General features: G+C 50.6%; 16 protein-coding genes and 5 pseudogenes. 11 read left to right on the top strand and 10 right to left on the bottom strand.

Annotated elements, in window-relative coordinates; translation table 11 throughout:
* Nucleotide 1 precedes the first annotated feature (1 nt).
* The 4 genes from aceE to JZM30_RS07670 all read right to left on the bottom strand — a co-directional run bounded on the left by aceE (nt 2) and on the right by JZM30_RS07670 (nt 5,124).
* Nucleotides 2-2,665 carry a pyruvate dehydrogenase (acetyl-transferring), homodimeric type gene (gene aceE, locus JZM30_RS07685; protein ID WP_252318249.1) on the bottom strand — a complete coding sequence of 888 codons (2,664 nt, stop codon included), beginning with the start codon at nt 2,663-2,665 and terminating at the stop codon, nt 2-4.
* A gap of 169 nt (nt 2,666-2,834) precedes the next feature.
* Nucleotides 2,835-3,599, bottom strand: a complete 765-nt coding sequence (gene pdhR, locus JZM30_RS07680; RefSeq protein WP_252318248.1) for a pyruvate dehydrogenase complex transcriptional repressor PdhR — start codon at nt 3,597-3,599, stop codon at nt 2,835-2,837.
* 422 nt (nt 3,600-4,021) lie between these two features.
* A complete protein-coding gene (locus tag JZM30_RS07675; RefSeq protein ID WP_252318247.1) occupies nt 4,022-4,201 on the bottom strand; it encodes a hypothetical protein in 180 nt (59 codons plus the stop codon).
* The gene (locus JZM30_RS07670) at nt 4,201-5,124 is read right to left on the bottom strand and encodes a hypothetical protein (RefSeq protein ID WP_252318246.1); all 924 of its coding nucleotides are present in this window, start codon (nt 5,122-5,124) and stop codon (nt 4,201-4,203) included. Before JZM30_RS07670 ends, JZM30_RS07675 begins: the two co-directional genes overlap by 1 nt.
* A gap of 462 nt (nt 5,125-5,586) precedes the next feature.
* On the opposite strand from JZM30_RS07670, the pseudogene JZM30_RS07665 reads away from it, so the two are divergent.
* From JZM30_RS07665 to JZM30_RS07655, 3 genes and pseudogenes are all read left to right on the top strand, one after another.
* Nucleotides 5,587-6,969: pseudogene (locus tag JZM30_RS07665) on the top strand (amino acid permease).
* A gap of 652 nt (nt 6,970-7,621) precedes the next feature.
* Nucleotides 7,622-7,936, top strand: coding sequence for an autoinducer binding domain-containing protein (locus tag JZM30_RS07660; protein WP_252318245.1), 315 nt, complete (start codon nt 7,622-7,624; stop codon nt 7,934-7,936).
* Complete coding sequence (locus JZM30_RS07655) at nt 7,915-8,310, top strand: helix-turn-helix domain-containing protein (protein WP_252318244.1); 396 nt, start codon at nt 7,915-7,917, stop codon at nt 8,308-8,310. Before JZM30_RS07660 ends, JZM30_RS07655 begins: the two co-directional genes overlap by 22 nt.
* 198 nt (nt 8,311-8,508) lie before the next feature.
* Here the strand turns inward: JZM30_RS07655 and ampE are convergent.
* Nucleotides 8,509-9,355, bottom strand: a pseudogene (gene ampE, locus JZM30_RS07650) (beta-lactamase regulator AmpE).
* A pseudogene (gene ampD / locus JZM30_RS07645) lies at nt 9,352-9,922 on the bottom strand (1,6-anhydro-N-acetylmuramyl-L-alanine amidase AmpD). The pseudogenes ampE and ampD overlap by 4 nt, the downstream one beginning before the upstream one ends.
* 279 nt (nt 9,923-10,201) lie before the next feature.
* Here ampD and ppdD point away from each other — a divergent pair.
* The 4 genes from ppdD to JZM30_RS07625 all read left to right on the top strand — a co-directional run bounded on the left by ppdD (nt 10,202) and on the right by JZM30_RS07625 (nt 13,314).
* Complete coding sequence (gene ppdD, locus JZM30_RS07640; RefSeq protein ID WP_286673544.1) at nt 10,202-10,648, top strand: prepilin peptidase-dependent pilin; 447 nt, start codon at nt 10,202-10,204, stop codon at nt 10,646-10,648.
* Between the two features lie 2 nt (nt 10,649-10,650).
* Nucleotides 10,651-12,084, top strand: coding sequence for a type II secretion system protein GspE (gspE, locus tag JZM30_RS07635; RefSeq protein WP_252318242.1), 1,434 nt, complete (start codon nt 10,651-10,653; stop codon nt 12,082-12,084).
* A 295-nt stretch (nt 12,085-12,379) separates the two neighbouring features.
* A complete protein-coding gene (locus JZM30_RS07630) occupies nt 12,380-13,105 on the top strand; it encodes a type II secretion system F family protein (protein ID WP_308167152.1) in 726 nt (241 codons plus the stop codon).
* On the top strand, nt 13,081-13,314 hold the full coding sequence (locus JZM30_RS07625; protein ID WP_252318781.1) for a type II secretion system F family protein: 234 nt from the start codon (nt 13,081-13,083) through the stop codon (nt 13,312-13,314). The genes JZM30_RS07630 and JZM30_RS07625 overlap by 25 nt, the downstream gene beginning before the upstream one ends.
* A 43-nt stretch (nt 13,315-13,357) precedes the next feature.
* Here the strand turns inward: JZM30_RS07625 and JZM30_RS07620 are convergent.
* Nucleotides 13,358-14,402 (bottom strand): annotated as a pseudogene (locus tag JZM30_RS07620) (GMP reductase).
* 185 nt (nt 14,403-14,587) lie between these two features.
* Between JZM30_RS07620 and coaE the strand changes: the two are divergent.
* From coaE to yacG, 3 genes and pseudogenes are all read left to right on the top strand, one after another.
* Nucleotides 14,588-15,205 (top strand): dephospho-CoA kinase, encoded by a 618-nt coding sequence (gene coaE, locus JZM30_RS07615; RefSeq protein WP_252318241.1) that lies wholly within the window; start codon nt 14,588-14,590, stop codon nt 15,203-15,205.
* A 2-nt stretch (nt 15,206-15,207) separates the two neighbouring features.
* Nucleotides 15,208-15,960 carry a cell division protein ZapD gene (gene zapD, locus JZM30_RS07610; RefSeq protein WP_252318240.1) on the top strand — a complete coding sequence of 251 codons (753 nt, stop codon included), beginning with the start codon at nt 15,208-15,210 and terminating at the stop codon, nt 15,958-15,960.
* A gap of 24 nt (nt 15,961-15,984) precedes the next feature.
* Nucleotides 15,985-16,185, top strand: a pseudogene (gene yacG, locus JZM30_RS07605) (DNA gyrase inhibitor YacG).
* Nucleotides 16,186-16,221: 36 nt separating this feature from the next.
* On the opposite strand, the gene mutT reads toward yacG, so the two are convergent.
* The 3 genes from mutT to secM all read right to left on the bottom strand — a co-directional run bounded on the left by mutT (nt 16,222) and on the right by secM (nt 20,107).
* Nucleotides 16,222-16,620, bottom strand: coding sequence for an 8-oxo-dGTP diphosphatase MutT (gene mutT, locus JZM30_RS07600; protein WP_291831627.1), 399 nt, complete (start codon nt 16,618-16,620; stop codon nt 16,222-16,224).
* A gap of 88 nt (nt 16,621-16,708) precedes the next feature.
* Nucleotides 16,709-19,417, bottom strand: coding sequence for a preprotein translocase subunit SecA (gene secA / locus JZM30_RS07595; protein ID WP_252318239.1), 2,709 nt, complete (start codon nt 19,415-19,417; stop codon nt 16,709-16,711).
* A 177-nt stretch (nt 19,418-19,594) separates the two neighbouring features.
* Nucleotides 19,595-20,107, bottom strand: a complete 513-nt coding sequence (gene secM / locus JZM30_RS07590) for a secA translation cis-regulator SecM (RefSeq protein ID WP_252318238.1) — start codon at nt 20,105-20,107, stop codon at nt 19,595-19,597.
* Nucleotides 20,108-20,141: 34 nt separating this feature from the next.
* Here secM and JZM30_RS07585 point away from each other — a divergent pair, with 34 nt between their 5' ends.
* Nucleotides 20,142-20,672, top strand: a complete 531-nt coding sequence (locus tag JZM30_RS07585) for a DUF721 domain-containing protein (RefSeq protein ID WP_252318779.1) — start codon at nt 20,142-20,144, stop codon at nt 20,670-20,672.
* Nucleotides 20,673-20,712: the final 40 nt, after the last annotated feature.

The raw sequence follows: 20,712 nt of genomic DNA, 5'->3' as shown, positions 1-20,712 counted from the left end.
CTTATGCTAAGCGCGGGTTAACTTTTTCAGGATCGATGTTGAATTTCTTGATGGCTTCAGCCACCACAGAAGCTTCAACTTCACCGCGTTTAGCCAATTCGCCCAGTGCGACAACTACTACGTAGGAAGCGTCCACTTCGAAGTGGTGACGCAGGTTTTCACGGCTGTCAGAACGACCGAAGCCATCAGTACCCAGTACGCGGTAATCGCTGGCCGGAACGTAAGTACGTACCTGCTCGGCGAACAGTTTCATGTAGTCAGTGGACGCAACAGCCGGCGCATCGTTCATCACCTGAGCGATGTACGGTACGCGCGGTGCGTCGGTCGGATGCAGCATGTTCCAGCGTTCGCAGTCTTGACCATCGCGCGCCAGTTCCGTGAAGGAGGTTACGCTGTAAACATCGGAACCGATGCCGTAGTCGTTGGCCAGAATCTGTGCCGCTTCGCGAACGTGACGCAGGATAGAACCCGAGCCCAGCAACTGAACCTTGCCTTTCGCGCCAGCTACCGTTTCCAGTTTGTAGATACCCTTACGGATACCTTCTTCCGCGCCTTGCGGCATGGCTGGCATGTGGTAGTTTTCGTTCAGCGTGGTGATGTAATAGTAGACGTTTTCCTGCGCTTCACCGTACATGCGCTCCAGACCGTCCTGCATGATCACAGCCACTTCGTAAGCGAAGGACGGATCGTAGGAAATACAGTTCGGAATGGTGAGCGACTGAATGTGGCTGTGACCATCTTCGTGCTGCAAACCTTCGCCGTTCAGCGTGGTGCGGCCAGAAGTACCGCCGACCAGGAAGCCGCGTGCCTGTTGGTCACCCGCTGCCCAGCACAGGTCGCCAATGCGTTGGAACCCGAACATGGAGTAGTAGATGTAGAACGGGATCATCGGCAGGTTGTTGGTGCTGTAAGACGTTGCCGCCGCCAGCCAGGATGAGCCTGCACCCAGTTCGTTGATGCCTTCCTGCAAGATCTGACCTTTCAGGTCTTCTTTGTAGTAAGCCACCTGCTCACGGTCCTGCGGGGTGTACTGCTGGCCGTTCGGGCTGTAGATACCGATCTGACGGAACAGACCTTCCATACCGAAGGTACGCGCTTCGTCAGCGATGATCGGAACCAGACGATCTTTGATCGACTTGTTCTTCAGCATCACGTTCATGGCACGCACAAAGGCGATGGTGGTGGAGATTTCTTTGGTTTGCTCTTCCAGCAGAGAGCTAAAGTCTTCCAGCGTCGGCAGTTCCAGTTTCTCGTCGAAGTTCGGCTGACGAGACGGCAGGTAACCACCCAGAGCCTGACGGCGCTCATGCAGGTATTTGTATTCATCAGAATCTTTGTCGAAAGTGATGAACGGCAGCTTTTCGATGTCAGCATCAGCCACCGGCACATTGAAGCGGTCGCGGAAGTAACGCACGCCGTCCATGTTAACTTTCTTGACCTGGTGAGCGATGTTTTTGCCTTCTGCCGCATCACCCATACCATAACCTTTGATAGTGTGCGCCAGAATAACGGTCGGTTTGCCTTTGGTGTCTTGCGCTTTTTTCAGTGCAGCAAAGACTTTCTTCGGATCGTGACCACCGCGGTTGAGGGCCCAAATCTGATCGTCGCTCCAATCGGCAACCAGCGCAGTCGTTTCCGGGTATTTGCCGAAGAAGTGCTCACGCACGTAGGCACCGTTTTTGGATTTGAACGTCTGATAGTCACCGTCAACGGTTTCGTTCATCAGTTGGACCAGTTTACCGCTGGTGTCTTTACGCAGCAGTTCGTCCCAACGCTCGCCCCACATGACTTTGATCACTTGCCAGCCAGCACCACCGAAGATGCCTTCCAGCTCGTTGATAATCTTGCCATTACCAGTAACCGGTCCGTCCAGACGTTGCAGGTTACAGTTGATCACGAAGACCAGGTTGTCCAGTTTCTCGCGGGTCGCGATGGTGATAGCACCCTTGGATTCCGGCTCATCCATTTCACCGTCACCCAGGAAGGCGTAAACGGTTTGTTTGGACGTGTCTTTCAGACCACAGTTTTCCAGATATTTCAGGAATTTAGCCTGATAAATAGCACCAATTGGACCCAGGCCCATGGAGACGGTCGGGAACTGCCAGAAGGTCGGCATCAATTTCGGGTGCGGATAAGAAGAAAGCCCCTGGCCGTGTACTTCCTGACGGAAGTTATTCATCTGATCTTCGGTCAGACGCCCTTCCAGGAAGGCACGTGCATAGATGCCAGGAGAGATATGGCCCTGGAAATACACCAGATCGCCGCCATCCTGTGCACTGCGTGCACGGAAGAAATGGTTAAAGCACACTTCGTAGAAGGTCGCGGAAGACTGGAAGGACGCCATGTGGCCACCCAGTTCCAGATCTTTCTTGGATGTGCGCAGCACGGTCATGATGGCGTTCCAACGAATAGCGGAACGAATGCGGCGCTCAAGGTCCAGGTTACCCGGATAGGCGGGTTCGTCTTCCACAGCAATGGTGTTTACGTAGTTGCTAACGGCACTGCCTGCCCCTACGTTTACGCCACCCTTGCGCGCTTCTGACAATACCTGATCGATCAGGTACTGCGCACGTTCAACACCCTCTTCACGGATAACCGATTCGATCGCCTGTAGCCAGTCGCGAGTTTCGATCGGATCTACGTCATTATTCAAACGTTCTGACATGGTGTATTCCTTATCTGTTTCTAATCAGTTAATTTTCTGGAGCCTGTCTTGCTGTACTCTGTCATTGTCGTCATATCACCGACGGCTGCCGTATCATCGACAGTTGTCAAAGCACAGTAAGACAGGTCCAATATCGTCATTTACGCGTTAAACGCCCCAATCAGAGCGCTCAATCCTTGCGTTGCTGGGGCCGACGTAGCGAACGCTCTCTTCGGCTATGTTCCCGGTTAAGATCCAGCAGTACTTCCTCAATAAACGCCAGATGACGATGCGACGCTTCGCGTGCCTTTTCAGGTTCGCGAGCGACAATCGCCTCAAAAATCCTGGCGCGATGACTGCTTACCTGGGCCAGAACTTCTCGACTCAGGTACAACAATTCAAAATTCTGCCACACGTTCTGTTCCAGTAACGGTCCCATACAGCGTAGCAAATGTAGCAAAACCACATTGTGCGTTGCTTCTGTGACAGCCACTTGATAATGCATAACGGCTTCTGACTCCGCGACCAGATCGCCCGAAGCACGCGCCTGCTCAATCTGGGTATGGCACTCACGGATGCGCTGGAAATCTTCTTCCGTACCACGCAACGCCGCATAGTAGGCAGCAATGCCTTCCAGTGCATGACGGGTTTCCAGCAGATCAAATTGAGATTCAGGATGGGTGCTCAGCAGTTCCGACAACGGATCACTCACGCTTTGCCACAGGTTGTTCTGGACAAACGTTCCCCCACCCTGACGACGTAGCAGCAGGCCTTTTGCCTCCAGACGTTGGATGGCTTCTCGCAAAGAAGGACGGGAGACATCAAACTGTTTCGCCAGTTCGCGCTCCGGGGGGAGTTTCTCGCCGGGGCGCAAGGTTCCTTCGAGGATCAAAAACTCCAGCTGTTGTTCAATCACATCTGACAGTTTGGGCTGACGGATCTTGCTATAGGCCATGGTAAGTGTTTCTCTGCGAAGTGTGGGGTCAATTGGTAATACCAATTTCAAAAACGTGACGCTAAAGTAACAAAGTATTCACCTTCTGTCCATACGGACGTTGCGCTAAATCATGTTCTCCACCAGATTTTAACAATTGCACGATCCGATTAGGTCAAAACCCTATATTCACTAGCAAGTAGCGGCTTCAACCCTATAAATGTTTTAACTTTTATGAAACGAAAACCAGTCGATGCTGAACCGTTCAACCTACAATAAAATGAATAAGAATTCATTTTATTTAAATTAAAAATCAAAGGAAGACAATGACATTGGAACTAATGATACTTATTGTTAACATTCTTCTTTTTCCGAATGGTGATATTTTCAGCAACAAAAACCTATACACAACATCACCACCCTCCTCACTTTTGCCGATAAAATCAGCTATTACCCATCAATTTTACTCTCTCGATTTGGCGATTAACATCGTTAATCGCCACGTCATAGGCCATTGATTTCATCTTGAGGTTGGTTAGGTGATCGGCAGTCTTTTCTGCCCGCTTGGTGTCAGTGCTGTACCTTGCATGATACGCATCAATAGATTGGATGATGTCACTCATCAACGCCGTTCGGCACCGTTCTGCCAGAGACCCCCATCATGGGTCTCTTTTTTCAAGGCATATTGATACGCTTTCAATACATCATGTGCATGGCAATAATCGATGAGAGTGGTCTGCCATTGCTTTCCATATAGGCTGGGTATTTCCCTTTCGATATGTTTTCTTCGGCCATAAACCCGTTGAGTGCCAAAGTATTTTTTGGCGTAAGCATCCGCAAGAAGGTGACCTTTCCATGTGGTGGGCCCACACCCAATATCTTTAGTGCTGTAAATTTTGTTTTCCACCGCCAAATGCAGAATATAATACAGGTTAGACATTCTTTTCTGCGCATGGCGCCTAATTTCACTAAGTTGATTATAAAGGAAAGCGATGTTTTTTTTGGTATCTGACAAATTATTGTTAGCTTTCTTTATTACCGTTTCAGCATCATCATCGCGCAATATTTTTAACTGCAAGCGACACGCCTCACTTTTATGTTTAAATAAATCAGCGTTATCTACATTAAGGGCTTTAATCCCTGTATGTTTTAAAATTTCTTTTTCAATTAATGATTTTTCAATTTTAATCTTATTTTGATTATTCTTATAACGACTGATATAGTGGCCTCTCACTTTGGGGTCTTTGGTGGCTCGCCTTTTTAACGCCTCTGATATTTCAGTTATTTTCTCTTTTTCCCTTTCATAATGTTTAGAGTGCTGATTCGTGAGTATCTCATACACAGGTGCAAACCTTTTATTAACATCATGCTGATCTCTGATATTCATTCGTTTAAATAACTCTATACCATTAGTAGCAAGATCTAATCCCTTAGCCACTTTTCCCATTTTGTCTAACGCCTCATGGCTTATTCTATTCTGCTTACCAAGGGATAGATAGGTAGACATAAATATATCAACATCCACCGGTTTAAATTTAATAGGCATAGCGTCGATACACTCCTGTAAAAATAGTGTTTAAAAAAACATGATGTAATGTTATCGGCTCCTTGTATTCCATAAAGCGTTCATTAAATCTGGCATTTTTTTAATCATCACAACACCTATACATTAAGCAAAAAATTACACTGGCTTTATCACCGTGAGGGCATTCCCCATTTGACATGTCGCTTATGGCAGAAGTCGTGCCACATCGCTCGGATGTCAGGGAAGGCAGCCGTCGTTTCAATGCTGGTCTAAAAATGTACACAGGCAGTATTTTCGTGGGGCCGATCGACAAATCGCGGCAAGAAATCAGTGCAATCTGTTTCGCTTACCACTATTCTCTGACAAACGGTATACATAAGCGTATTTTCATCTGACGAACACCGTAAAAATAACATTACACAAACGTAAAATGACGCGAGTATTCGCATCGTGTCTGCTGCACTCTGACAGAGGGTTACATTAATGGATGGTCAACAACACGACTGGACGCTGAAACGCGGCAATCAAAACCGTCATATTCAGTTTTGATTGCCCTGGGTGGTGCCGTCGGCACCGGGCTGTTTTTAGGGATTGCTGCCACCATAAAAATGGCAGGTCCTTACGTACTGCTGGGCTATGCCATCGGCGGTATTATCGCGTTTCTCATCATGCGCCAATTGGGAGAGATGGTCGTCGAAGAACCAGTTGCAGGCTCTTTTAGCCATTTTGCCTATAAATATTGGGGTGATTTCGCTGGGTTCGCTTCTGGCTGGAACTATTGGGTGCTCTACGTGCTGGTCGCAATGGCCGAACTTACTGCTGTGGGCATCTATGTGCAGTACTGGTGGCCTGATATTCCCACCTGGGTTTCTGCCACTGTCTTTTTCCTGGTGATTAATGCCATTAACCTCGCCAATGTCAAAGTGTACGGTGAGATGGAATTCTGGTTTGCCATCATCAAGATCGTAGCAATTATCGGCATGATCGTATTTGGTGGCTGGCTGCTGTTAAGCGGTCAGGGCGGACCGGAAGCCACGGTGACCAACCTGTAGGCGCAGGGCGAATTTTTCCCGAATGGCATCAACGGTCTGGTGATGGCAATGGCGGTCATCATGTTCTCGTTTGGTGGCTTGGAACTGGTAGGTATCACCGCAGCAGAAGCGGATAATCCGGAAACCAGCATCCCGCGTGCTACCAATCAGGTCATCTACCGTATTCTGATCTTTTATATCGGCTCGCTGGCTATTCTGCTGTCGCTCTACCCTTGGGGAAAAGTCGTGGAAGGGGGGGAGCCCGTTTGTCATGATTTTCCACAACCTCGACAGTAATGCCGTGGCAACCATTCTCAACATTGTGGTGTTGACAGCATCATTATCGGTCTACAACAGCTGCGTGTATTGTAACAGCCGTATGCTTTACGGCCTTGCCAAGCAAGGTAATTGCCCGAAAGCGCTGTTAACCGTCGATAGACGCGGTGTGCCTGTTGTTGCCATTGGTATATCTGCCGCCGCCACTGCGCTTTGCGTTCTGATCAATTACCTGATTCCGGGCAAAGCGTTCGAACTCCTGATGGCATTGGTGGTGTCTGCACTGGTGATAAATTGGGCCATGATCAGCTTGGCGCACCTGAAATTCCGCAAAGCCAAAGAGCAGGAAGGCGTGCAGACTAAATTCAAAGCGCTGCTCTATCCGCTGGGCAATTATATTTGCCTGCTGTTCCTGGCCGGCATTTTAGTGATTATGTTCATCACTCCAGGGATTCAGATTTCCGTTCTGCTGATTCCAGTATGGCTGGTCCTGCTTGGCATCGGTTATGCCATGAAACAGAAAAAACAACGGGTCGCAACCACCCGATACGTGATATGAAAACGGCCCTCCCCCCACCGTCATTCCCGCGAAAGCGGGAATCTCTTGCAGAAGATTTTCGCAGTGATCCCCGGCTTTCGCCGAGGATGACGAGGGGGGAAGTGGCTTTACCATCAGAGTAAAACGGACTGTTTTGAAGGGGTTGTGAATATGACTGGCAGCACATGAATAGGTATTGTTGCAATCAAAAGCACAGGGTAAGGCTGTACTTTAGTACATCTGGTATTAATAAATTAAAAGAATTATGGTTAGAGCATGAGAATGAGGGAATAGAGTCGAAAAAAAGTGATCCTCCAGAAGAGGATCATACACCAAATTGGCCAACACCAGGGAAAAATTTTGCATATTATTGCGGACAACAGATATGTTGTCAATCGTTGGCCATGCTCAGTGAAACCAATTAGGAATTTAGATACTCTCCATTTACTTTGAAAAGTAGCAAAAAAATTTCACATTCAACAGTTTCACCATGAAATAATACCCATCTAAATATTCACGTTTCATAGAAATCCATTCTTTTGATAGACATACCTCACGGCAAGGTAACGTCTACGTGTTCAGTCAAAAGCATTCCGTCTAATCCCCGTAACAACATGTTCTCATGTCTATGATATAGATTATCAAGAATTTTATTCGGCAATGGAGAAAATACATGCCAAATGCTTTCTGTAATAATACTGAAATTAACGTTTCAATCAGAAATCATTTAGAAAAAGAATTAGGAGAATATAACCTCATCAATTTTGCTTATGCTATAATGAACAAAAAAGACCCGACCGACTTTGCAGTAATATCAAATAAGACAGCGTGGGTTTCATTCTATACTCAACATAATTATCAATTTATCGATCCCGTCCTCATGACTGCATTATCGAGGATCACACCATTTTCTTGGCATGAAAGCATAGCAACAATTAAAGATGCAAAAAAAATATTATTTTCCAAATGGTGGGGCACTATGACATAGTTGACGGATATACCTTTTTACTTCACGATCATTGTGACCATCTTGCTGTCCTATCGATCATCATGGATAAGCACCATGATCATAATATGGAAAACACCATAACGGATTATAAGAATGATATCCAAATGTTGTTATTGACGACGTATGATAAATTAATGGGTTTTTATCATAAAGAAAATAACGTGGACAGCGTCAATATGCTGCCATCAAGAAAGGTCTTCTCAAAGAGAGAAAATGAAATATTATATTGGGCAAGCATTGGGAAATCATATCAAGAAATCGCTATTATTCTTGCAATAAAACTCACTACGGTAAAATACCATATGGGTAATGCCGTAAAAAACTGGGGGTTAATAATGCCAAGCACGCAATAAGGCGAAGCGTTGAGTTAAAACTCATTAGACCTATTTAGCCCTCTCACAATAGCTCCCCCCTTTATAATTCGGGTTTAAAGAGGGCATCAAGTGAGTGAAAACCTGTTTGAAACCGCGTTGAACAAGATTTAGGCGTCTAGGAGGATGCCCCCCCAATCAATGGCCAGGCACATTGTGGTACACACCGCCAGACGCAACTCAAAGCAACGTACCATAAATCGTGAGTGCAGCCACCACCACAGAAACCTTTTTCGCAAGTATTACCGCGGCGCGCGGCGCATCAATAGGGTCGGTGTGAGATTCGCGAACCAGAGAAAATTGTGCTAGTTGCGTAACAACCCAATAGGGAGAATGGTGCAAATCGCCCAACGATGCCAGCCAGGCAGCGCTTTTTCACCATGGCCTAACAGCGCATAGGTGATCCCCGCCAAACGTGCCGGGATCCAATCCAGCCAGCGCAACAAGGCATCAACACCTGATTGTGCACGGGCCAATGGCCAATGGCGTATGATGCCGCGCCAGACAGGTTTGACGAGCGCGTAAAATGGCATAACCAACCAGCGCTATCGGCCCGTATGGCCCAGCGACCACAAACCAGAACAACGGTGCCAGATAAAAGCGAAAGTTGAGCCACAGCAATGCATTTTGCAATTCACTCAGTTTTTCACGCTCAGTGGCATCCAGCGGTAAACCATGAATCAAAGCCAGCTCTTCTGCCAGCGCTTGCATTGCATCCTGTTCACCGCGTTGTGCTGCGCCAAGCTAATTCTGGTAATGCTGCCGCACCTCGCCAGCACCAAGACACAACAGTACGATAGCAATCCACAGCAACAGCCCTACCAGCCCAAATAATACCCCCCTTCGCCAGCCACAGCAACGCAGCAGTTGCGGCCATCCCCAACAAGGCTAACAGCAATGTCTGCAATAAAGAGGGGGCTGAGAGACGGCGAAAAATCATTTCCAGATGGGTGTCTATCTGCCAGCGATCGTTTTTTTAAAACAAACGCTCCCACGTCAGGGCCAGTAGCAAGGTAAACAGGGTCATGAGCACTCATTCCTCTTATCGTCAATTTCAGGCACCTGGATCAATTGGTGATAGTGCTGCCAGTCAAAGGCCGGGCCGGATTTTACGCTGAGGGGCTATATCGCTGTGCCCGGTAATGCACTGTGGCGTAATAGGGTAATGGTTCAACAACAACCGGGCAACACAGGTCAGCTGTTGGTATTGCTCCTGAGTAAAAGGTAGCGTATCAGTGCCTTCCAGTTCGATACCAATGGAGAAATCGTTACACCGCTCACGGCCGGCAAACTGAGATACCCCAGCATGCCAAGCACGTTTATCAAAAGGGACATATTGCACAATGCCGCCATCACGGCGAATCAAACAGTGTACCGACACCCGTAAATGGCTGATATCCTGAAAATAATGGTGCTCCTGGGGATCGAGCGTCGCCGTGAACAGTTGGTCGATGTAGGGGCCGCCAAACTCTCCCGGCGGTAAGCTGATATTGTGTATCACCAGCAATGAAGGAAGCTCTGCGTCCGGGCGCAAGTCACAATGGGGAGAAGGCACCCGTTTTAAGCCTGTTAACCAACCCGCTTCCAACTGCATACCACATGCTCCCCAAGAAATGGTGTCATACCATTATTACTCAGCTTTGGTTATTTTCCTAGCAATGGCATCCTTAAAACAACCACTAACCCATTAAAATATAATAAATTTATTAAAAACCATTTATTTTCTGCGATATCGATTTCAGATTTTAAAAGAATCATGCAATCCGAACCATTCTTTACGAGTCGGCTTTCCAGTTATCCATTTATGCGCTCGTCCCCACCCCCCTTGCATCTTCTACCTTTATGCCAAACCTGCTGACTGAAAAGGACGATGATGAATACAGAACGCGGATTCACCCTGGTTGAGTTGATGATCGTTATCGCGATTGTTGCCATTCTCGCCTCCATTGGTATCCACGCTTATCAGGGATACCTGCAAAAGGCTGCAATGACAGACATGCTGCAATCGCTGGCATCTTATCAAACGGCGGTCAATTTGTGTGCGTTAGAAAACAGCAGCGTTGCCCATTGTAATGCAGGAAGCCAAGGTATTCCCGCCGCGAGAGGCTCACGCTATGTCAGCAATCTCAGCGTAACACAAGGCGTCATTAGTTTGACGGGGCAGTCTGCCTTGCAAGGGTTGCATGTGACCTTAATACCCTATTGGGATAGCGGCAGCAGTTCCATCATTTGGCGCCGACATTGTCAGGCAACCTCGCAGGCCGAGAGTTTGATAGTCGCTTGCGAGCGGGTATTTCGTTTCGATGATGTCTCGAAGTAAACATGCGCACATACGCCCCGTTGGATCAAGAGATCAAGCAGCTGTGCCAACGCTATCAGGCACAGCTGCTGACATTGGATGAACAAACCATCACTATCGCCGTCATAGGCGATGTGGCTCCCGTATTGCTGACAGCGCTAAAATTTGCCAGTAATCGCCATATCGTGGTGGAACGCCGGTCACAAGCGAAGTTGGAACAGGCTTTTCACCCCCTACCGCAGGCGGCAGAAAGCGACGCAGTGTTCAGCGTCACACCCACCACCGAGCGAACAGACGAAGAGACATCCGTTATCCACTATATCAATCAAACGCTGGCACAGGCCTTTCAGCGACGGGCTTCGGATATCCATTTTGAACCCATGGCGGATACCTACCGTGTACGCATGCGTATTGATGGCGTGCTGCATATCTGCTCATCCCTCCCATTGGACTGGGCGGCACGCCTTACCGCACGACTGAAAATCATGGGGCAATTGGATATTGCAGAGCGCCGTCTGCCGCAAGACGGTCAGTTCTCGTTTGCGATCAATGCACAGTCGCTCTCGCTGCGTATTGCCACACTGCCCGTACTGGAAGGTGAAAAAATCGTACTGCGCGTATTACAAACCTACCAACAGATGCTCACTCTCGATAGCCTGGGCTTATCGCAGACGGCATACGCCTGCCTGACACAGGCGTTACAGCAGCCGCAGGGTATGATCCTAGTGACCGGGCCTACGGGAAGCGGCAAAACAGTGACGCTTTATAGCGCAATATGCTGGCTCAATGAGAGCCAGCGCAACATTTGCAGTGTGGAAGATCCGGTGGAAATCCCGTTGCCTGGCATCAATCAAACCGCATTGAACCTCAAGGCCGAGCTGGATTTCAGTCGCATTTTGCGTGCCTTGCTGCGTCAAGATCCTGATGTCATCATGATTGGCGAAATACGTGATAGCGAAACCGCGGAAATTGCCGTGAAAGCAGCGCAAACCGGTCATCTGGTATTATCGACGCTGCATACCAATTCTGTGATTGAAACCCTGACCCGACTCGGGCATTTGGGCATTCCGGGGTATTTGCTCGCGGGTGCGTTGACGCCGCTCATTGCCCAGCGTCTGGTACGGCGTCTCTGCCCACACTGTAAAACATCGGCTTCCCCGCCATTAACATTTCCCGCTACGCTATGGGCAACCCCCATTCCACACTGGGAGGCGCAAGGCTGTGAACACTGCGTGAAGGGGTATTATGGTAGAACCGCCCTCTACGAGTTGCTACCGCTCACTCCTGCGCTGCGACACGCATTGAGTCGCGGTGCCAGCACGCAAGACCTCGCGGTACTGGCCAACGAAACGGGTTATGACACGCTATTCATGTCGGCGTTACAAAGGGTCTCCCAAGGGGAGACATCCGCTGCCGAAATGTATCGTGTCATTGGTGCATCACCACACTCTCATTGAAACTGCGGCCATGTCACAAAAACTCTACTCTTGGCTTGCTCTCACGTCGAATAGCGAATTACAGCGCGGAGAAAGCATCGGTAATGCGCGTCAGCACGTTTATCTACGTCTGGCTCTGAGGGGGTACCAGCCGTTACGTTTACGATACCGGCAGACGCTCACGCAACGTTACTGAAAAATAACGGCCCGTATCGCCTTGTTTAAACAGGTTGCCGCATTGCTACAGGTTGGCCTGCCGCTGCTGAATGCACTGCGACTGCTGGCCGAACAGCATTAACTGCCGGGATGGCGATAACTGCCGGGATGGCGATGCCTGATTAACACATTAGTCGATGACATTGCCGAAGGCGAATCTTTTTCCGATGTCCTGCGCCACTACCCACAGGTGTTTCCTACGCTTTATCCTACCCTGGTTGCCGTTGGGAAGATGACCGGCAAACTGGATGTGTGTTGCCAACAGTTGGCGGCGCAGCAAGAGCAGCAGCTTCAACTGAAAAAGAAAGTGAAACAAGCGCTGCGCTATCCTGGTTTTGTTCTGGGCGTTAGCGTTACGCTGAGTATCATCATGCTGATATGGGTATTACCCGAATTTGCCAGCCTGTATGAGGCATTCGAGACACCGCTACCGCCACTGACTCAGTGCGTTTTGGCACTGGCAGATGTGGTAGCCCATCGCGCGCTACTGCTACTTACGCTACCATTGAGCATCGTACTGGGATATCCAGTGTGCCGCGCCCGCCCCATAGCCCTACGACGGCAGGAAGAACGTTTTTTGCTGAAGATCCCGCTACTTGGCACACTGATACGAGGAGAGGCATTGAGCTATCTTTTCACGCTGCTCGCCTTGACGCAACGCGCTGGGCTGACACTGCCTGCCGGCCTGACAGCCGCCCCCACCCTTCCCTATGTTGCCTATCAGGAAGCGCTAATCCCGATTCTGCGGAATATAGAGCAGGGGGACTCGCTGCAACAGGCAATGACACCTTACAGCAGGTTATTCCCACCCCTTGTGCACAACTGATTCGCGTAGGAGAAGAAACCGGCGCGCTGGACAACATGTTTAGCCAGTTAGCGCAATGGCACCAACAGCAGACAGCACAGCGTGCTGAAACGCTAACCCACACGCTGGAGCCACTGCTGATCGTGCTGGTTGGAGGCATAATTGGTACGCTGGTGATTGCCATGTACCTGCCCATCTTCCAATTCGGGAATCTGATGGCGAATGCGTAATCGCTTCGCCATCTTCGTGCAGTCTGCACCGTGCGTGCTGGCGCTATGCGTTGCCGTTATAGATGCGGTTTTCCTGCTCTGCCACACGAATAAACGTGGTGCGCTTGGTGAGTTCTTTCAGGCGAGAAGCGCCAACGTAGGTGCATGCCGAACGCAAACCGCCCAGAATATCACGTACGGTATTATCAACCGGACCGCGCAACGGCAGTTTGACCGTTTTCCCTTCTGCGGCGCGATACTCTGCGACACTGCCGGAATGGTGCTCCATCGCAGAGGCAGAACTCATGCCATAGAACAGCATCAATTTCTCGCCATTCTCTTCCACCACCCGGCCTTCACATTCATCGTGTCCCGCAAGCATGCCACCAAGCATCACAAAATCTGCACCGCCACCAAAGGCTTTCGCCACGCCCCCCGGCATCGAGCAGCCACCGTCACTGACGATCTGTCCGCCCAAGTCGTGTGCGGCATCGGCACATTCAATCACAGCAGAGAGTTGCGGATAACCCACACCGGTTTTCACTCGCGTGGCACACACTGAACCCGGTCCGATCCCCACCTTGACGATATCCGCACCAGAGAGAATCAGCTCTTCCACCATTTCGCCCGTCACGACGTTCCCAGCGCAAATGACCTTATCCAGCCAGGCTTCACGCGCTTTTTGCAGGAAATTAACGAAGTGCTCGGAATAGCCGTTGGCAACGTCGATGCAGATAAATTTGAGTTCAGCCGACAGCGCCAAGATCTGTTTCACCTTAACGAAATCCGCCTCCGAGGTACCGGTGGACACCATCACATGGCGTAATACCGTTTCAGGCGCGTCTTTGACGAACTGCGCCCTGCTCAACGCTGTAGTGCTTATGCACCGCGGTCAGCACGTCAAATTCCGCCAGCGCCCGCGCCATGCGAAAGGTGCCTACGGTATCCATATTGGCTGCAATCACCGGTACACCAGACCAGGTGCTCTGAGCATGAAGGAAGGTGAATTGGCGTTCCAATTCAACATCAGAACGACTTTTCAAGGTAGAACGCTTGGGGCGAATAAGGACATCTTTGAAACCGAGCTTCAGATCTTCTTCAATACGCATGACGGTTATCTTCCTGGTTATAGCGGCGAGTATGCCAGCAATGCGGCCACGTAAAGTACAAAGGGAGAGGACCATTCCCAGTTACCTCATCATACGCAGTAATAATGCAACAACAAGACTGCGATTCTCCCTTTATTTGGGCTAGAATACCATAAATTTACCTGCTCATTTTCACACAAGGCGTTATGACCTATATCGTAGCCTTAACAGGTGGCATCGGCAGCGGCAAAAGTTCGGTCGCCGATGCCTTCGCCACCTTCGGGATCCCGGTTGTCGATGCCGATGTCATCGCACGTCAGGTGGTGGAGCCCGGTGTGCCAGCGTTATCGGCTATTCAGGCGCATTTTGGTAACGATATGTTGAATAGCGATGGCACCTTGAATCGTGCCATGCTCCGCCAGCGCATCTTTTCCTCAACAGAGGATAAAACGTGGCTAAATGCCTTATTGCACCCCTTGATTCATGCAGAAACACGGCGACAATGGCAGCAGGCAAGAGGCCCCTATGTGCTGTGGGTAGTGCCGCTGTTGGTGGAGAATGGACTGCAATCCCTGGCACAGCGCGTGGCGGTCGTTGATGTCGAAAGAGACACGCAATTAGAACGCCTGCTTGCTCGCGACAAGGTAAATCGCCAGCAGGCTGAGAACATACTCGCGGCACAGGCAACGCGTGAACAGCGGTTGGCCTGCGCGGATGACATTATTGATAACAACGGTCGCCCCGGGGCGTGGATGGAGCAGGTCGCCGCGTTACATCAACGCTACCTCGCCCTTGCCGCCAACAACGACCGACAGGACAAGTAACAATGAGCGATGCCCTTTCCACCGTGTTGTTTGAATACCCACTCAATGAAAAGACGCGTACCTGGCTACGTTTGGAAACGCTGCTACAACAGTTGCATGAAAATCACAGTTGGGCAGATATGGGCAGTGCGCTTGCCTTCTTCCGTGCCGTGGTCGATTTGCTCGACGTGCTAGAACGCGGAGACATTCGTACTGAACTGCTCAAAGAGCTGGAGCGTCAGCAACAAAAGCTGCTGCAATGGAGCGATGTACCCGGCGTCGATCATGACCGTATCCATGCACTACGCCAGCGTTTGAAGCAACTCGCGGCCGTGCTGATGTCTGCCCCGCGCATGGGGCAATTCTTGCGCGAAGACAAGTTAATTGGCATGGTACGGCCGCGCCTGAGCGTTCCGGGCGGTTGTTGCAGTTTTGATGTGCCAACCCTGCATCTGTGGCTGCATCAGACGCAGGCGCAGAAGCAACAAGTGATCGATACCTGGCTACACTCGCTGTCACCGCTAAAAAACTCGCTCGACCAGGTGCTGGAGCTGATTCGCCACTCGGGTACTTTTCGGGCACAAACCAGTTTGAACGGATTCTTTCAAGATAACGCGGTAGATGCCGACCTGATTCGTTTGCAATTGGCTATCGAGCATCAGCTTTACCCTCAGGTATCAGGCCATAAATCACGCTTTGCGATTCGCTTTTTGCCATTAGACAGCGAAAATGGTCAGGTCCCTGCGCGCCTGTCCTTTGAATTAGCCTGTTGTTAACCGATATTGCTGTAGGAAAAAAACATGGATAACGAAACCTTCACTGTTAGCTGCCCTACCTGTAAAAAGTCGGTGGAGTGGTGAGAAAATAGCCCTTATCGCCCCTTTTGCAGCAAACGCTGCCAGCTTATCGATCTCGGGGAATGGGCTGATGAAGAAAAGCGCATCCCGAGCAATGAAGATATTTCGGACAGCGACGAATGGAGCGAAGAACCTCGCCATTAACGCCTGACGATTAATCAGCGGGGTTGTTGCACCGATTTAGCAATGCGTTTCCTTCAGCCAGCGGATCATCTCGGCGTTGGCGGGAGGAAATTCATCTTCCAGCAGCGCCGCGGCATCCAGCCAGCGAGAAGGCTGCCATTCACGCCCATAGGGTTCACCCTGCCAGCGTTCAACCATAAAGAAGTACAGCGTAATGATGCGCTCATCGGTTTCCACGGTTTTGCTGTTCAGAGCTATCGGTGCCAGCGCTTCAATCCCCGCTTCTTCACGCAGTTCACGAATCAGCGCCTGTTCAGCGGTTTCGCCCGGCTCCACTTTTCCGCCAGGAAACTCCCACATTCCTCCCATGTGTACGCCCTGAGGGCGACGGGCGATAAAAAACTCGCGTTGCGCATTACGAATAATGCCTACCGCAACGTTCAGGTGTTTACGCACGACTTACTCCTTCAGACTCCTTCAGACTCCAGCCAAATAAGAGGGCGGTCATTGACCGCCTCTTCGTTATATCACAGTGAGCGAGGCATTAGTGCTGCAAACGGCCATGGCACTGCTTGTGCTTTTTACCAGAGCCGCACGGGCACGGATCGTTACGACCAATCTTGCGATCGCCCTGCCCGGCAGCCGCTGCCGCCGCGCTGACCTGATCGTCGCTCTGATGGCTCAGCTGTTGCTGATGCGCCAGACACTCCGCCTCTTCGCGACGCTGTTGCTCCAGCGCTTCAACTTCTTCCGGCACTCTGACCTGCACCTTGCTCAGCGTGCTGATCACTTCATATTTCAAGGACTCCAGCATGTTGGCAAACATCGAGAAGGATTCGCGCTTGTATTCCTGCTTCGGATCTTTCTGCGCATAACCGCGCAGGTGGATACCCTGACGCAGATAATCCATCGCCGCCAGATGCTCTTTCCACAGAGAATCCAGCGCTTGCAGCATCACGCCCTTCTCGAAGTTGCGCATCACATCGATACCGATCACTTCTTCTTTACGCTGATAGACATCGATGGCCTGTTGCAGGATACGCTCACGCAGGGTCTCTTCATGCAGCGTATGCTCTTCATCCAACCAGGCTGAAATCGGCAAATCGAGATCGAAATCGTTTTTCAGGCGCTGCTCCAGCCCTTCGATATCCAACTGCTCTTCGAGCGACTGCGGCGGGATGTGGTTATCAATAGCCAGTTTAAACACATCTTCACGGATGCTGTTGATGGTTTCGCTTATATCCACCACGTCCAGCAATTCATTACGCTGGGTGTAAATGGCACGACGCTGATCGTTAGCCACGTCATCATATTCCAGCAACTGCTTACGAATATCAAAGTTGCGGCTTTCCACTTTGCGTTGGGCGTTAGCGATCGCCTTAGTCACCCACGGGTGCTCAATGGCTTCACCCGGTTTCATTCCCAGTTTACGCATCATGTTGGAGACGCGATCGGAAGCAAAAATACGCATCAGCGCATCTTCCATCGACAGGTAAAAACGGGAGGAACCCGCATCCCCCTGACGACCAGAACGGCCACGCAACTGGTTATCGATACGGCGTGATTCATGACGTTCCGTACCGATAATGTGCAAACCACCGGCTGCCAATACCGCATCGTGACGTACTTGCCATGCGGCTTTAGCTTCGGCAATCGCTGCCTCATCCGGATCGTCCAGCAGCGCCAAATCAGCCTGCAAGCTGCCGCCCAGCATGATATCGGTACCACGGCCCGCCATGTTGGTGGCGATGGTCACTGCACTTGCCTGACCGGCCTGCGCAACGATATCCGCTTCCTTGGCGTGGAATTTGGCGTTCAGGACGTTGTGCTTGATGCCTGCTTTGGTCAGCGCTTCTGACACCACTTCCGATTTTTCGATGGAGATAGTCCCCACCAACACCGGCTGGCCCTTCACGCTACGCTCTTTAATATCTTCGATGATCGCGTCGATCTTTTCCTGTTCAGTCATGTAGACCAGATCGGGTAAATCTTTACGGATCATCGGGCGGTTGGTTGGTACCACAATGGTATCGAGCTTATAAATGGAGCTGAATTCGAACGCTTCGGTATCGGCCGTACCGGTCATCCCGGCCAGCTTTTCGTACAGGCGGAAGTAGTTCTGGAAGGTGATCGACGCCAGCGTCTGGTTTTCGTTCTGGATCTTCACGTTCTCTTTGGCTTCCACCGCTTGGTGCAAACCATCGGACCAGCGACGTCCCTGCATGGTACGACCGGTGTGCTCATCCACGATGATCACTTCGCCGTCTTTTACGATGTAGTCAACATCACTGGTGAACAGCACATGGGCGCGCAGCGCTGCGGTAACATGGTGCATCAGCATGATATTGGTTGGAGAATACAGCGACTCCCCATCATCCATGATGCCTTGTTTTACCAGCAGCTCCTCCACCAGTACCAGACCGCGTTCGGTCAGGTTAACCTGACGCGCTTTTTCATCCACCGAGAAGTGCCCTTCACCGTGGAAGGTATCGGAGTCTTCTTTTTCCTGACGAATCAGGTGCGGAATGATTTTATTGACGCGAATATAGAGATCGGAGCTATCTTCCGCCGGACCGGAAATGATCAGCGGGGTACGCGCTTCATCAATCAGGATGGAGTCCACTTCATCCACCAACGCATAATAAAGCTTACGCTGCACGCGCTCTTCGGGGCTGAATGCCATGTTGTCGCGCAGATAGTCAAAGCCGTACTCGTTGTTGGTACCGTAAGTGATATCGGCCGCATAGGCTTCACGTTTGGCTGGTGCAGGCATGCCCGGCAGGTTGATGCCAACCGTCAAGCCCAGGTATTCAAACAGCGGGCGGTTATTCTCGGCGTCACGCTGTGCCAGGTAGTCGTTCACTGTCACCACGTGCACGCCACGGCCGGTCAGGGCATTGAGGTAGGCAGGCAACGTTGCGGTCAGAGTCTTACCTTCACCGGTACGCATTTCTGCGATGCAGCGTTCGTTCAGTACCATGCCGCCCATCAACTGGACGTCAAAATGGCGCATACCAAACACACGCTTACTGGCTTCACGCACCACCGCAAACGCCTCAGGCAGTAACGCTTCAAGGGTTTCCCCTTTTTCAAGACGCGCGCGGAATTCAGCGGTTTTTGCCTTCAGTTCATCATCCGACAGCGCTTCGATGGCCGGTTCCATTCGGTTGATCACATCAACCACTTTACGCATACGGCGCAGCGTACGATCGTTACGGCTGCCAAAAACTTTAGTCAGGATACTGGTTAACATAATGATTTTATTCTCACGTAGGCCGCTGTTTCAGCGACGATACGATAGCTACTCATAATTCCTTTCATCGCAATCCGGAGATCGGCGAGAAGAAGCGGTATTCGCGTTTATATTCAGAACAGTGACATTGTCCATGTTCATCGTTATACGCCAGGAAAACTCGAGTGAAACGGCGTGTCAGGCAGAGAATGCTGGCCCGGCACGGATGCCACGGACTTGAGACAACCACAGCCCGGTACGGTGAGGAGAAGCGGCAAAAACCAGGGTGCCACGCGGTAAGGGGTGTAACGCCGAGGGGGTTTCCGGCAACGTCAATAGCGCATTGAGCGTATCCAGAATCACCAGCGGGTGAGCACTCAACGCCGCCTCGGCCTCCGGCAATACGTGTGCCTGAGGCACCGTCAACGCAAACGAGAGATGGCGAATAACCGTGCGAATGGCATGTTGATGCCAATAATCGATACCAAATGACGTGCGGCGATACACCTCTTTCAAACTGGCCAGTTCGGTCAGGCTGAAAGCAACGGGATTCTGGCGACTGATACTGGCCGTCGCATTTGACGCAGAAGCATACTCGTTGGTTTCGTTAAGGCTGGTCGGCAGACCAAGGCTGGCCGCAACCATCCCCAACAGGAGATGTGGCCAAAAATAACGTCTGCCAAATTGTCGCCAACGATTTAGAATACCCATGACGAGTTTATTTGCCCACCGGAGCCTGATGCCTATGCGTGATAGCCGCCCCCAATCACTGGAGTCCCTGTTCGATAGCGTGTCAGGGGGAAATAAAGGCCCCTTGCACGATGTCCAACAGCGCGCTATTGCCTTGTTAAAACTTAACCGGGCCGTGAAAGGCTTACTGCCTTCTCAACTGCACCAGTGGTGTCGCGTCGCGAATTACCGACAAGGCCACCTGATTCTGGAAACTGCCAATGCAAGCTGGTTAATGCGGTTACGTTATGAGCAACCCTCGTTACTCTCAGCATTGCGCGCTCAGATATTACCATCATTGGCATCGATCGACATCAGGATTAATCCCGCGCTGGCCGCAAAAGGGGATGAAAATGTATCGGGAAAGTATAATTTGAGCGCAGAAAACAAAAATTCAGATACACCGCCCCGTCAACTAAGCGAACAAAGTGCCGAGACGCTCCGACATTTAGCCAGCCACAGTCCGGAAAAATTGAGGAAAATATTAGAAAGGCTGGCTTCACTCGCCGGAGAGGGTACAAGTAAAACCAGCCAACAGAAGAAATAATCTGTCACATTCGCCTGAACGACGACACTAACGCCCGATG

It is taken from the genome of Candidatus Symbiopectobacterium endolongispinus, from assembly GCF_018777385.1.
Lineage (GTDB): Bacteria > Pseudomonadota > Gammaproteobacteria > Enterobacterales > Enterobacteriaceae > Symbiopectobacterium > Symbiopectobacterium endolongispinus.
This window is presented reverse-complemented; position numbering and strand designations above follow the sequence as displayed.